9 protein-coding genes are annotated in these 13,678 nt (G+C 67.9%); 8 read left to right on the top strand and 1 reads right to left on the bottom strand.

The features are described from left to right. The first annotated feature begins 36 nt into the window (after window positions 1-36). From rpsB to D2E24_RS08170, 7 genes are all read left to right on the top strand, one after another. Window positions 37-849 carry a 30S ribosomal protein S2 gene (rpsB, locus tag D2E24_RS08140; RefSeq protein ID WP_125968846.1) on the top strand — a complete coding sequence of 271 codons (813 nt, stop codon included), beginning with the start codon at window positions 37-39 and terminating at the stop codon, window positions 847-849. 88 nt (window positions 850-937) lie between these two features. Then, window positions 938-1,789, top strand: coding sequence for a translation elongation factor Ts (tsf, locus tag D2E24_RS08145; protein WP_125968847.1), 852 nt, complete (start codon window positions 938-940; stop codon window positions 1,787-1,789). 251 nt (window positions 1,790-2,040) lie between these two features. Beyond that, window positions 2,041-2,781, top strand: coding sequence for a UMP kinase (gene pyrH / locus D2E24_RS08150; protein ID WP_125968848.1), 741 nt, complete (start codon window positions 2,041-2,043; stop codon window positions 2,779-2,781). 50 nt (window positions 2,782-2,831) lie between these two features. After that, complete coding sequence (gene frr, locus D2E24_RS08155) at window positions 2,832-3,386, top strand: ribosome recycling factor (RefSeq protein WP_125968849.1); 555 nt, start codon at window positions 2,832-2,834, stop codon at window positions 3,384-3,386. Between the two features lie 69 nt (window positions 3,387-3,455). Continuing rightward, complete coding sequence (locus tag D2E24_RS08160) at window positions 3,456-4,442, top strand: phosphatidate cytidylyltransferase (RefSeq protein WP_125968850.1); 987 nt, start codon at window positions 3,456-3,458, stop codon at window positions 4,440-4,442. Window positions 4,443-4,555: 113 nt separating this feature from the next. Continuing rightward, entirely contained in the window at window positions 4,556-5,734 is a 1,179-nt protein-coding gene (rlmN, locus tag D2E24_RS08165; RefSeq protein WP_125968851.1) for a dual-specificity RNA methyltransferase RlmN, read from the top strand. Window positions 5,735-5,928: 194 nt separating this feature from the next. Then, window positions 5,929-7,464 (top strand): aminotransferase class I/II-fold pyridoxal phosphate-dependent enzyme, encoded by a 1,536-nt coding sequence (locus D2E24_RS08170; RefSeq protein ID WP_125968852.1) that lies wholly within the window; start codon window positions 5,929-5,931, stop codon window positions 7,462-7,464. Window positions 7,465-7,572: 108 nt separating this feature from the next. On the opposite strand, the gene D2E24_RS08175 is transcribed toward D2E24_RS08170, so the two are convergent. After that, entirely contained in the window at window positions 7,573-8,853 is a 1,281-nt protein-coding gene (locus D2E24_RS08175; RefSeq protein ID WP_125968853.1) for an O-acetylhomoserine aminocarboxypropyltransferase/cysteine synthase family protein, read from the bottom strand. Between the two features lie 258 nt (window positions 8,854-9,111). On the opposite strand from D2E24_RS08175, the gene gltB reads away from it, so the two are divergent. Then, on the top strand, window positions 9,112-13,677 hold the full coding sequence (gene gltB / locus D2E24_RS08180) for a glutamate synthase large subunit (protein WP_125968854.1): 4,566 nt from the start codon (window positions 9,112-9,114) through the stop codon (window positions 13,675-13,677). The last annotated feature ends 1 nt before the right edge of the window (window position 13,678 follow it).

The following is a 13,678-nucleotide window of genomic DNA, read 5'->3' on the forward strand; positions in this document are numbered from 1 at the left end:
CATGACCAGGCAATAACCGACATGAAAGGTAGTGCAATGGCACAGATCACGATGAGCGACATGCTCAAGGCCGGCATCCACTTCGGTCATCAGACCCGCCGCTGGAACCCGAAGATGAAGCAGTTCATCCTCACCCAGCGCAACGGCATCCACATCATCAACCTGTTCAAGTCGCTCGAGATGATCGACAAGGCCTATGATTTCATCAAGACCACCGTCGCTCACAACGGCACCGTGCTGTTCGTCGGCACCAAGAAGCAGGCTCAGGAGGCCGTCTCCGCCCAGGCCGTGCGCGTGAACATGCCCTACGTCTCCGAGCGCTGGCTCGGCGGCATGCTGACCAACTTCCAGACCGTCTCCAAGCGCGTCAACCGTCTCAAGGAACTCGAGGAGATGGACTTCTCCGACGTGCGCGGCTCCGGCCTGACCAAGAAGGAGCTGCTCCTGCTCGAGCGCGAGAAGGACAAGCTGAACAAGCAGCTGGGCGGCATCCGCAACATGAACCGTACGCCTTCCGTGATGTTCGTCGTCGACATCAACAAGGAGGCCCTGGCCGTCGAGGAAGCCCACAAGCTGGGCATCCCGGTCGTGGCCCTGGTCGACACCAACGCCGATCCGGAAGCCGTCGAGTACCCGATCCCGGCCAACGACGACGCCATCCGCGGCATCGAGCTGCTGACCAGCCTGATGGCCGACGCCGTCGCCGAGGGCCTGTTGGAGCGCTCCGGCAAGGCCGCCAAGGCCGACGAGGCCGAGCAGCCGATGGCCGCCTGGGAGAAGGAGCTGCTGACCGAGGGCGCCGAGGCCGCCCCGGCCGAGGTCGCTTCCGAGGCCGAGGCCCAGGCCTGAGCCTGACCCGAGCCAATCCGTGCGGCGCGGCGCCGTCCGCGTCGCGCCGCACGGCCTTACGGACCAATAGAATCTAGAGGAGACAACAATGGCAGCAATCACTGCAGCTCTGATCAAGCAGGTGCGCGAGGAGACCGGCGCCGGCATGATGGACGTCAAGAAGGCCCTGACCGAGGCCGAAGGCGACGTCGCCCGCGCCAAGGAGATCATCCGCGCCAAGGGCATCCAGGCCGCCGGCAAGCGTGAGGGCCGCAAGGCCCAGGAAGGCACCATCGCCTCCAAGGTCGTCGAGACCGCCGAGGGCGAGACCGCCTACGCCGTCGAGCTGAACTCCGAGACCGACTTCGTGGCCAAGACCCCGAAGTTCGTCGAGTTCGCCGACACCGTGCTCGGCTACGCCGTGTCCGCCGACGCCGCCGACGCCGAGGCCCTGCTGGCCGCTCCGGCCGAGAACGGCACCGTCAAGGAGTCCGTCGAGGAGGCCGCCGCCCTGTTCGGCGAGCACGTCAAGGTCGGCCAGTTCGCCAAGATCTCCGGCGAGCACGTCGAGGTCTACGCGCACAAGAAGTCCGCCGAGATGCCGCCGAGCATCGTCGCGATGATCGCGACCGACGCCGCCGGCGCCGCCGTGGCCCACGAGGCCGCCCTGCAGATCTCCGCCATGGGCGCCCAGTGGCTGACCCGCGAGGACGTCCCGGCCGACGTGGTCGAGTCCGAGCGCCGCGTGGCCACCGAGAAGTCCCTGGCCGAGGGCAAGCCGGAGAAGATCGTCCCGAAGATCGTCGAGGGCCGTCTGAACGCCTTCTACAAGGAGAACGTCCTGCTCGAGCAGGCCTTCGTCAAGGATCCGTCCAAGACCGTCGGCAAGCTGTTCGAGGAAGTGGGCGGCAAGGCCCTCGCCTTCGCCCGCGTCGAGGTCGGCAAGGGCGAGGCCGAGTGAATTCCGGCCTGATCGTCCGAACCGCATGACGGTGACGACAGTCGTCCGACCGATGGCGGCCCGCGGATTCGTTCCGCGGGCCGCCATCGTCGTATTTCCGCCGTCCGCCGTCCGCATCCGCCGCGATTGTCCCGGAGCGTCGCTGCCGGGTGCTGTCTGTATTTGCGGATAGTCTGAGAGACGGTAATTTCAGCGGCCCGGGGTCCGTCGCGCCGCGGCGGAGCCGGAGCCGGATGACGGAAAGGCTGTGTATGACTGGAGAAACCAAGCCGCGTCGAGTGCTGCTCAAGCTTTCGGGCGAGGCGTTCGGCGGCGGCAGCGTCGGCATCGACACGCATGTGGTGCGCCGCATCGCCGAGGAGATCGTCCCCGCGGTGCAGCAGGGCGTGCAGGTCGCGATCGTGACCGGCGGCGGCAACTTCTTCCGCGGCGCCGAACTGCAGCAGGCCGGCATCGACCGCTCCCGCGGCGACTACATGGGCATGCTCGGCACGGTGATGAACTGCCTGGCCCTGCAGGACTTCCTGGAGCAGGAGGGGCAGGCCACCCGCGTGCAGACCGCCATCACCATGGGTCAGGTGGCCGAGCCGTACATCCCGCTCAAGGCCATCCGCCATCTGGAGAAGGGCCGCGTCGTGATCTTCGGCGCCGGCGCCGGCATGCCGTACTTCTCCACCGACACCGTCTCCATCCAGCGTTCGCTGGAGATCCACTGCGACGAGGTGCTCATGGGCAAGAACGGCGTCGACGGCGTCTACACCGCCGACCCGCGCAAGGACGCGTCCGCCAAGCGCTTCGCCACCCTCGACTACAACCGCGCGCTGGTCGACAACCTCGCCGTCATGGACGCGTCCGCGCTGTCGATGGCCCGCGACAACAAGCAGCACATCCGCGTGTTCGGCCTTGAGGGCGAGGGCGACGTGACCCGCGCCCTGCTCGGCGAGAACATCGGCACGCTCGTGTCCGACGCCGAATCCACGCTCGCCGACTGAGCGCAAACCAGACCACAATCCGACCAACCAATCACAAAGGAGCGAAAACCATGGCGACTGTCGTCGATCAGGCCAAGGACCAGATGAAGAAGACCGTCGAGAACACCAAGGAGAACTTCTCCGGCATCCGCACCGGCCGCGCCAACCCGGCCCTGCTCAACGGCATCAGCGTTGAGTCCTACGGCATGACGATGCCGCTCAAGTCCGTGGCGACCATCGGCGTGCCCGAGCCGCGCACCCTGTCCGTCACCCCGTTCGACCCGTCCCAGGCGAACGCGGTCGAGAAGGCGCTGCGCGACTCCGACCTGGGCGCCAGCCCGCGCCGCGACGGCAACGTCATCCGCCTGACCATGCCGGAGCTGACCGAGGAGCGCCGCAAGGAGTACGTCAAGCTCGCCAAGACCAAGGCCGAGGACGGCAAGGTCGCGGTGCGCAACATCCGCCGCAAGACCAAGGAGTCCATCGACAAGGCCGTCAAGGACGGCGAGATGGGCGAGGACGAGGGCGATCGTCTGCTCAAGGACCTCGACAAGGTCACCAAGCAGGTCACCGACGAGCTGGACTCCCTGCTGGAGGCCAAGCAGAAGGAGATCATGGAGGTCTGATCCTCCGCGACCGGCCAAGGCTCCCGCACGCGGGGGCCTTGGCATGTTTTTTGAGGGAAGGAGCACGCGATGACGAGCCGCACCCAGCGCGAACGTGAGGCCGAGGAGGCCCTCGACGCGATCAACAAGAAGACGGGCCGCAACATGCCGCAGGCCATCGCCACCGCGGCGGTGCTGGTCGCGGTCATCCTCGCATGCCTGCTGATCAGCCGCGACCTGTTCGTCCTGCTGATCGTCGTGTTCATGATCCTGGCCCTGTGGGAGCTGCGCGTCGACTTCGCCGCCGCGGGCCTCCACATCCCCGTGGTGCCGCTGTGGATCTGCTCGGCCGTCACGCTCCTCGCCACCTACTACGCGCCGCACCACATCGTGGCCATGGCCGCGTGCACGATGGCGTCGGCCGTCGTGGTCGCGCTGTCCGCGGGCGTGCGCGCCAAGCTCGGCGACCGTCTGTCCGAGGCGGTGTCGGCCAAGCTCGCGCACACCGGTGCCAGCGCCGAGGTGCGCTCCCTGTTCGTCGACGAGGACGGCGAACGCCGCCACAGCCCGGCCAGCCACGTCGCCGTGTCCCTGCTCACGCTGCTGTACCTGCCGCTGCTCGCGTCCTGCCTGATCATCTCGCTGACGTTCAACGGCCACCCGGTCGCGCACGGCATCATGCTCGTGTTCCTGCCGGCGCTGAGCGACACCGGCGGCCTGTTCGCCGGCGCATGGCTCGGCAAACACAAGCTGTCGCCGCGCATCTCGCCGAAGAAGTCCGTCGAGGGCCTGATCGGGTCGATGCTGTTCGCGATGGTCGGCGCGTTCGCCGTGTTCGCCTGCACCTACGACGCCGCCCTGTGGGCGACGCGCTGGTGGGTGCCGGTCGTCGCCGGCGTCATGATCGGCGCGGTCGGCACGTTCGGCGACCTGTGCGCCTCGATGCTCAAGCGCGACATCGGCATCAAGGACATGGGCCACCTGCTCAAGGGCCACGGCGGCGTGATGGACCGCGTCGACTCGATCCTGATGGCGGCCCCGTTCACGTGCATCCTGCTGTGGGCCACCGGCCTGTGAGCGGCCGCTGATCCCTCCGCCCGTCGGCCCGTCGCATGGCGACCGGACCGGCGGGCGATTCCATGCCTTCCCGTTTCCCCATCCACGAACCCGACCAGACAGGTGAGGACCAGATGACCACCGACCTTCCCGAAACCGGCATCACCCCCGGAGGCACGACCGGCGCGTTCCGCGACGTCCTGTCCAAGGACCACGCGCGCCGCGGCAAGCCGCCGGTCCACTTCGTCGACATGACCCCCGAGGAGCGCATCGCCAAGGCTGCTGAACTGGGCCTGCCGAAGTTCCGCGTCAAGCAGCTCGCGAACCACTACTACGGTCATTTCGACGTGAACGCGCAGGACTTCACCGACTTCCCGGCGGCCCGGCGCGCCGAGGCGGCCGAGGCGTTCTTCCCCGAACTCATCCACGAGGTCACCCGCCAGGTCGCCGACGAGGGCATGACGATCAAGACCCTGTGGCGCCTCTTCGACGGCTCCCACATCGAATCGGTGCTCATGCGCTACCCGACGCGCACCACGCTGTGCATCTCCAGCCAGGTCGGCTGCGGCATGGGCTGCCCGTTCTGCGCCACCGGCCAGCTGGGTCTGACGCGCAACATGTCGACCGGTGAGATCCTCGAACAGGTGCGCGTCGCCGCGCGCATGATGCGCGACGGCGAAGTCGCCGGCGGCCCCGGCCGACTGAGCAACATCGTGTTCATGGGCATGGGCGAGCCGATGGGCAACTACCGCTCCGTGATCTCGGCCGTGCGCCAGATCAGCGCGATGCCGCCGGAGGGCTTCGGCATCTCGGCGCGCAACATCACCGTCTCCACCGTGGGCGTGGTGCCCGGCATCCGCAAGCTCATCGACGAGGGCATCCCGGTGCGTCTGGCCGTGTCGCTGCACGCGCCGAGCGACGAGCTGCGCGACGAGCTCGTGCCGATGAACCGACGCTTCGACACCACGCAGGTACTCGACGCCGCCCACGACTACTATCTGGCGTCCAAGCGCCGCGTGAGCATCGAATACGCGCTCATGCGCGGCATCAACGACCAGGCCGAGCACGCGCGCCTGCTCGCCAAGAGGCTCAACCACTACGGCGACGACTGGGTGCACGTCAACCCGATCCCGCTCAACCCGATCGAGGGCTCGCGCTGGACCGCGTCCGACCCCGAGGACGAGCGGCGGTTCCTGAAGATCCTGCACGCGGCCGGCATCACCGCGACCCTGCGCGACACGCGCGGCCAGGACATCGACGGCGCCTGCGGCCAGCTCGCCGCCAAGACCAAGGAGTCGTTCCGCAGCGTCTGATCGGTGGGCGACGGGTTCCTGACGGATGCCGAGTGAAGTCGGCTGAACCGATTCATGCGTTGCGCCGCCCGGAAGTTCAATTACGGATCGTCCCGTAGATTGAACTTCCGGGCGTTTCCGTACTCCGGCGGTGCTAGGGTTCTGAACCAGCGGTTTGAACTTTGAACTTCGGTTCGGGACAAGGAGGCGCCTCCATGGCGACATTCGCGCAACGGCTGGGCATCGCGATGCACGCCCGCGGCATGAAGCAGGTCGACCTGGTCCACGCCGCCCAGCGCGCCGGCGTCAAACTCGGCAAGAGCAACGTCAGCCAGTACGTGAGCGGCAAGACCGTGCCGCGCACCGACACGCTGCGCTTCATCGCCGACACGCTCGACGTCGACGCCGACTGGCTGCTCGGCCGGGATCGGACCGCAACGCCGCGCGACGATGCGACGACGCCGCGCGCGGACGCGCCATCGTCCGGCGCGGACGAGACGGCCCGACCGGCCGCCACCATCACGGAAGGAACCACCATGCGTCACTTCGGAAAATCCCGCAAACTCGACGACGTCCTCTACGACGTGCGCGGACCGGTGGTCGACGAGGCCGCCCGCATGGAGGCGAGCGGCACGCACGTGCTCAAGCTCAACATCGGCAACCCCGCGCCCTTCGGCTTCCGCACCCCCGACGAGGTCATCTACGACATGGCCCGCCAGCTGACCGACTGCGAGGGCTACTCCGCGTCCAAGGGCCTGTTCTCCGCGCGCAAGGCGATCATGCAGTACGCGCAGATCAAGCATCTGCCCAACGTGGGCATCGAGGACATCTACACCGGCAACGGCGTCAGCGAGCTGATCAACCTGTCGCTGTCCGCGCTGCTCGACGACGGCGACGAGGTGCTCGTGCCCAGCCCCGACTACCCGCTGTGGACCGCGTGCGTGAACCTCGCCGGCGGCACCCCCGTGCACTACGTGTGCGACGAGCAGTCCGAATGGAATCCCGACATCGACGACATGCGCGCCAAGATCACCGACCGCACCAAGGCGATCGTCGTGATCAACCCGAACAACCCCACCGGCGCGCTCTACCCTAGGGAGGTGCTCCAGCAGATCGTCGACCTGGCGCGCGAGCACCAGCTCATGATCTTCTCCGACGAGATCTACGACCGTCTCGTCATGGACGGCCTCGAGCACGTCTCGATCGCCTCGCTCGCGCCCGACCTGTTCTGCGTGACGTTCTCCGGCCTGTCGAAGTCGCATATGATCGCCGGCTTCCGCGTCGGCTGGATGATCCTGAGCGGCAACAAGAACGTCGCCCGCGACTACATCGAGGGCCTCAACATGCTCACCAACATGCGCATCTGCTCGAACGTGCCCGCCCAGTCGATCGTGCAGACCGCGCTCGGCGGCCACCAGAGCGTCAACGACTACATCGTGCCCGGCGGCCGCGTCTACGAGCAGCGCGACTTCATCTACGAGGCGCTCAACGCGATCCCCGGCGTCACCGCAGTCAAGCCCAAGGCCGGCTTCTACATCTTCCCCAAGCTCGACGTCAAACGCTTCAACATCACCGACGACGAGCAGTTCGCGCTCGACCTGCTGCACGACAAGCGCATCCTCATCACGCGCGGCGGCGGCTTCAACTGGGGCGAGCCGGACCATTTCCGCATCGTCTACCTGCCTCGCATCGAAGTGCTCCGGGACGCGACCGACAAGCTCGCCGACTTCCTGAGCTACTACCGCCAGTAGGGGAGCGGCCCGTCGGCCGACGGCCGCGGCATACGGGGGGCGGCCCGTCGCGTTGCGTACGCGACGGGCCGCCCGTCATGATGTCCGGCGATGCCGGCGGAGGAACCGTCAGCCGAGCACGGCGTCCATCGCCTGCTTGAGGTCGGCGATGATGTCGTCCGCGTTCTCGATGCCGCAGCTCAGACGCACCAGGTCGATGCCGACGCCGGCCTCCTCGAGCTGCCGCTCGGTGAGCTGGCGGTGCGTGGTGCCTGCCGGGTAGAGCGTGCAGCTGCGCGCATCGGCCACATGCGTGGCGATCGACACCAGCTTGAACGCGTCGAGCAGCGCCGACACCTTCTCGCGGCCGCCCGGCACGCCGAAGGAGATCACGCCGCACGTGCCGTTGGGCATGTACTTCTCGGCCAGCGCATGGTACCTGTCGCCCTCCAGGCCCGGGTAGCTGACCCAGGAGATGCGCGGGTCGGCGGCCAGGAACTCGGCGACCTTCTGCGCGTTGGCGCAGTGGCGCTCCATGCGCACGGCCAGCGACTCCAGATGCATGCCCATGATCCACGAGTTGATCGGCGCCGGGGTGGATCCGAAGTCGCGCATGAGCTGCGCGGTCGCCTTCGTGATGAACGCGGCCGGGCCGAAGTCCTTCGCGTACGTGACGCCGTGGTACGAGTCGTCCGGCGTGGTCAGTCCCGGGAACTTGTCCGCGTGCGCCATCCAGTCGAAACGGCCCGAATCGACGATCGCGCCGCCCACGCACGAGCCGTGGCCGTCCATGTACTTGGTGGTCGCATGGGTGACGATGTCCACGCCGTACTCGAACGGACGGCAGTTGACCGGCGTCGGGAACGTGTTGTCGACGATCAGCGGCACGCCGTGGCCGTGCGCGGCCGCGACGAACTTGTCGAAGTCGAGCACGATCAGCGCCGGGTTGGAGATCGACTCGGCGAACACGGCCTTCGTGTTCGGACGGAACGCCGCCTCCAGCTCCTCGGGCGTGCAGTCCGGGTCCACGAACGTGCATTCGACGCCCATCTTCGCCATCGTCACGTTGATCAGGTTGAACGTGCCGCCGTAGATCGCCGACGAGGCGACGATGTGATCGCCGTTGGTGCAGATGTTGAACAGCGCGAAGAAGTTCGCCGCCTGGCCCGAGCTGGTCAGCATCGCCGCCGCGCCGCCCTCCAGCTCGCAGATCCTCGCCGCGACCGTGTCGTTGGTCGGGTTCTGCAGACGCGTGTAGAAATAGCCCGATTCGGACAGGTCGAACAGGCGGCTCATCTGCTCGCTCGACGTGTACCTGAACGTCGTGGCCTGGATGATCGGGGGAGTGCGCGACTCGCCGTTGCCCGGCCGATAGCCGCCCTGCACGCACGTCGTGTCGACTTGGGTCATGATGATGCTCCTTCGCGTTTGATACTGCTGCGCATGACCCGTCCATTCTATTGGGCGCGCCGACAGCAGCCCTCCCGCGTCGGGGCCGTACCGGCAAAACCTCACGGAAACCACGCGAAACGGGTATTGACATTTCACCCGATTCGGTATATGGACGCCGAAACGCGTCCGACATATGCCGGCGATACCCTGTCAGGCGCATTATCCAAAGAACCGCGGCCCGCAAAGGCCGCCACAAAAGATTCGAAGGTGGTTTCGGTGACTTTCCACGCTCCGCTCGACTTGAGCATCCAACAACGACAAGGCCTCTACGACCCCGGGGCCGAACACGACGCCTGCGGCGTGGGCATGGTCGCCACGCTCGGCGGCCACGCGGAGCGTAGAATCGTCGACGACGCCATCGACGTGCTCGTCAACCTCAACCACCGCGGCGCCGTCGGCGCCGAAGCCAACACCGGCGACGGCGCGGGCATCCTCATGGCCATGCCCGACGCGTTCATGCGCGCCACCGCCGGCGTCGACCTTCCCGAAGCCGGCCGGTACGCCGCCGGCATCGCGTTCCTCGAACGCGACCTCGCCGCCTCCGCCCGCCAGGAGCAGGCCATCGCCGCCATCGTGCGCGAGGAGGGCCTCGACGTGCTCGCCTGGCATCCCGTCCCCGTCAACCCCGACGGGCTCGGCCTGCAGGCGCTCGCCTCCATGCCCGGATTCAAGACGCTCGTCGTCGCCGCCCCCGACGCCGCGCTCGCCGGACTCGACCTCGACCGCAAGGCGTTCCGCATCCGCAAACGCGTCGAACATGAGGTCGGCGTCTACTTCGCGTCCCTCTCGTCGCGCACCATCACCTACAAGGGCATGCTCACCACCATGCAGCTGCGCCCCTTCTTCCCTGACCTGTCCCACCCCGACATGGCCACGACCATCGCGATCGTCCACTCGCGCTTCTCCACCAACACGTTCCCCAGCTGGCCGCTCGCCCAGCCGTTCCGCCAGCTCGCCCACAACGGCGAGATCAACACCATCCAGGGCAACCGCAACTGGCTGTCCGCCCGCGAAGGCCGGCTCAGCTCCGCACTCCTGGGCGAGCTCAAGCCGCTCCTGCCCATCGACACCCCCGGCTACTCCGACTCGGGCACCTTCGACGAATGCCTCGAACTGCTCCACCTCGCCGGCCGTTCGATGCCCCACGCCATCTCCATGATGCTGCCGCCCGCATGGGAGAACGACGACACCCTCGACCCGGACGTGCGCGCCTTCCACGCCTACAACAACACGCTCATCGAACCTTGGGACGGCCCCGCCCACATCGTCTTCACCGACGGCACCCAGGTCGGCGCCCTGCTCGACCGCAACGGCTTCCGCCCCGGCCGCTGGCAGCTCACCGACGACGGCCTCGTCGTCCTCGCCTCCGAAACCGGCGTCCTGCCCGACGTGGGCGACGAGCACATCGTCGCCAAGGGCCGCCTCGAACCCGGCCGCATGTTCCTCGTCGACACCGCACAGGGACGCATCATCCCCGACGAGGAGATCAAGCACGACCTCGCCGCCCAGCACCCGTACCGCCAATGGCTCGAAGGCAACGCCATCAGCCTCGACGAACTGCCCCGCCGCGAACACGTCAACCACTCCGGCCAATCCGTGATCCGCCGCCAGCGCGCCTTCGGCTACACCGAAGAGGACCTGCGCCTCCTGCTCGCCCCCATGGCCGACACCGGCAAGGAACCCCTCGGCTCCATGGGTAACGACAACCCGCTGCCCGTCCTCTCCCGCCGCAGCCGCATGCTGTTCGACTACTTCCACCAGAAGTTCGCGCAGGTCACCAACCCGCCGCTCGACTGGGAACGCGAACGCGTCGTCACCTCCCTCGAATCCGCCATCGGACCCGAACCCAACCTCCTCGAGGACGGCGCGCCCCACGCACGCAAGATCCTCATCCCCCTGCCCGTCGTAGACTCCGACGACATGGCCCGACTCAAGCGGCTCGACCGCGCGCCCCGCCTCGAAGGCCACTACAAGCCGTACATCGTCCGCGGCCTCTACCAGGTCGCCGGCGGCGGCAAGGCGCTCGCCGACCGGCTCGACGAGATCTTCGCCGAGGTCGACGAGGCGATCGCACGCGGCTGCAACTTCATCGTCCTGTCCGACCGCGACTCGAACCACACGTGGGGCCCGATTCCGTCGCTGCTGCTCACCGGCGCCGTCCAGCACCACCTGCTGCGCCGTCACACGCGCACCCAGGTGTCGATGGCCGTCGAGGCCGGCGACGTGCGCGAGGTCCACCACGTCGCCCTGCTCATCGCCTACGGCGCGGCCTGCGTCAACCCGTACCTGGCGTTCGAATCCGTCGAGCACCTCGCCCGCACCGGCTATCTCAAGGTCGACGCGGCCACCGCCGTGCGGAACCTCGTCAACGCGCTGTCCGTCGGCGTGCTCAAGATCATGGCCAAGATGGGCGTGTCCACCATCATGAGCTACCGCGGCTCGCAGCTGTTCGAGGCGGTCGGCCTGAACAAGGAGACCATCGACCGCTACTTCACCGGCACCGTCTCCCAGGTCGGCGGCGTCGGCCTCGACGAGATCGCCGAGGAGGTCGCCATCCGCCACCGGGCCGCCTATCCGAACCAGTGGACCGCCACCCCGCACACGGGCCTGGAGACCGGCGGCGAATACAAGTGGCGCCGCACCGGCGAGGACCATCTCAACGACCCCGAGGCGATCTTCCTGCTCCAGCAGTCCACGATGCGCGGCGACTACGGCATGTTCAAGCGCTACACGCACCACATCGACGACACGTCGAACCGTCTCATGACGCTGCGCGGCCTCATGGCGTTCCGCCACGACCGCACGCCCGTGCCCATCGACGAGGTCGAACCCGCGTCCGAGATCGTCAAGCGCTTCTCCACCGGCGCGATGAGCTACGGCTCCATCTCCCAGGAGGCGCACGAGACGCTCGCCGTCGCGATGAACACGATCGGCGCGCGCTCCAACTCCGGCGAGGGCGGCGAATCCGACGACCGCATGAACGACCCGCTGCGATGCAGCCGCATCAAGCAGATCGCCTCCGCGCGCTTCGGCGTCACCTCCGACTACCTCGTGCACGCCACCGACCTGCAGATCAAGCTCGCCCAGGGCGCCAAGCCCGGCGAAGGCGGCCACCTGCCCGGCGCGAAGGTCCCGCCGTGGATCGCCGCCGTCCGCCACGCCACCCCCGGCGTCGAGCTCATCTCCCCGCCGCCGCACCACGACATCTACTCGATCGAGGATTTGAAGCAGCTCATCAACGACGCGAAGATGGCCAACCCCAAGGCCCGCATCCACGTCAAGCTCGTCTCCGAGTTCGGCGTCGGCACCATCGCCGCCGGCGTGGCCAAATGCCATGCCGACGTGGTGCTCGTCTCCGGCTACGACGGCGGCACCGGCGCGGCCCCGCTCAACGCGATCCGCCACGCCGGCACCCCGTGGGAGATCGGTCTGGCCGAAACGCAGCAGACGCTCATCCTCAACGGCCTGCGCTCGCGCATCGTCGTCCAGTGCGACGGCGAGCTCAAGACCGGCCGCGACGTGGTCGTGGCCGCGCTGCTGGGCGCCGAGGAGTTCGGCTTCGCCACCGCCGCGCTCATCGTCGAAGGCTGCGTCATGATGCGCGCCTGCCAGAAGAACACGTGCCCGCAGGGCATCGCCACGCAGGATCCGGAGCTGCGCGCCCGCTTCCGCGGCAAGCCCGAACATGTGGTCAACTTCTTCATGTTCATCGCCCAGGAGGTGCGCGAGATCCTCGCCGAACTCGGCTTCCGCAGCCTCGAGGAGGCCGTCGGCCACGTCGAATGCCTCGAACGCGACGAGGCCGTGCGTCGCTGGAAGGCCGACGGCGTCGACCTGACCGGCGTGCTCATGCAGCCCGGCCCCATCCCCGGCACGATCCTGCACAACACCGAATCGCAGGACCACGGCCTCGACGAGGCGCTCGACAACACGCTCGTCAAGCTCGCCGCACCCGCGCTCGAGCACGGCGAGCCGGTCGCCATCGACATGCCCATCCGCAACGTCAACCGCACGCTGGGCACGATGGTCGGCTACGAGATCACCCGCCGCCACGGCGCGCAGGGCCTGCCCGACGACACCGTCGACATGACGTTCCACGGCGCCGGCGGCCAGTCCATCGGCGCGTTCATCCCGCGCGGCGAGACGATTCGCGTCATCGGCGAGGTCAACGACTACGCCGGCAAGGGCCTGTCCGGCGGCCGCATCGTCGTGCGTCCGTCAGCCGACGCGACGTTCGACCCGCACGACAACGTCATCGCCGGCAACGTGACCGGCTTCGGCGCCACGTCCGGCGAGATGCTCGTGTCCGGACGCGCCGGCGAACGCTTCGCCGTGCGCAACTCGGGCGCCACGCTCGTCGTCGAAGGCGTGGGCGACCACGGCTGCGAGTATATGACCGGCGGCACCGTCGTCGTCCTCGGCCCCACCGGCCGCAACTTCGGCGCCGGCTTCTCCGGCGGCGACGCGTACGTGCTCGACCTCGACATGGCCAAGGTCAACCCCGCCGCCCGCCGATCGCTGGTCTTCGAACCGCTCGACGACCAGACCGGACCGGCCGTGCGCCGGCTGGTGGAACGCCACGCCGACCAGACCGGATCCGCGTTCGCCGCGTCGCTGCTCGCCGACTGGGAGCATGCGGCGGCCCGGTTCACGCACCTCGTGCCGCGCCAGTACGTGGCGATGACCCGCGCCATGCGGCAGGCCGAGGAGGACGGCATCGATTTCAATGCGCCCGGCGCCTGGGAGCAGGTGTACGAGCAGGTTATGGAAGGAGCGCGCTGAC

It is taken from the genome of Bifidobacterium samirii (assembly GCF_003952945.1).
Taxonomy (GTDB): domain Bacteria; phylum Actinomycetota; class Actinomycetes; order Actinomycetales; family Bifidobacteriaceae; genus Bifidobacterium; species Bifidobacterium samirii.

Coding starts and splice junctions, on each gene's coding strand:
- D2E24_RS08170 (WP_125968852.1), top strand. CDS start 5,929: ATGGCGACATTCGCGCAACGGCTGGGCATCGCGATGCACGCCCGCGGC.
- pyrH (WP_125968848.1), top strand. CDS start 2,041: ATGACTGGAGAAACCAAGCCGCGTCGAGTGCTGCTCAAGCTTTCGGGC.
- rlmN (WP_125968851.1), top strand. CDS start 4,556: ATGACCACCGACCTTCCCGAAACCGGCATCACCCCCGGAGGCACGACC.
- frr (WP_125968849.1), top strand. CDS start 2,832: ATGGCGACTGTCGTCGATCAGGCCAAGGACCAGATGAAGAAGACCGTC.
- tsf (WP_125968847.1), top strand. CDS start 938: ATGGCAGCAATCACTGCAGCTCTGATCAAGCAGGTGCGCGAGGAGACC.
- D2E24_RS08175 (WP_125968853.1), bottom strand. CDS start 8,853: ATGACCCAAGTCGACACGACGTGCGTGCAGGGCGGCTATCGGCCGGGC.
- D2E24_RS08160 (WP_125968850.1), top strand. CDS start 3,456: ATGACGAGCCGCACCCAGCGCGAACGTGAGGCCGAGGAGGCCCTCGAC.
- rpsB (WP_125968846.1), top strand. CDS start 37: ATGGCACAGATCACGATGAGCGACATGCTCAAGGCCGGCATCCACTTC.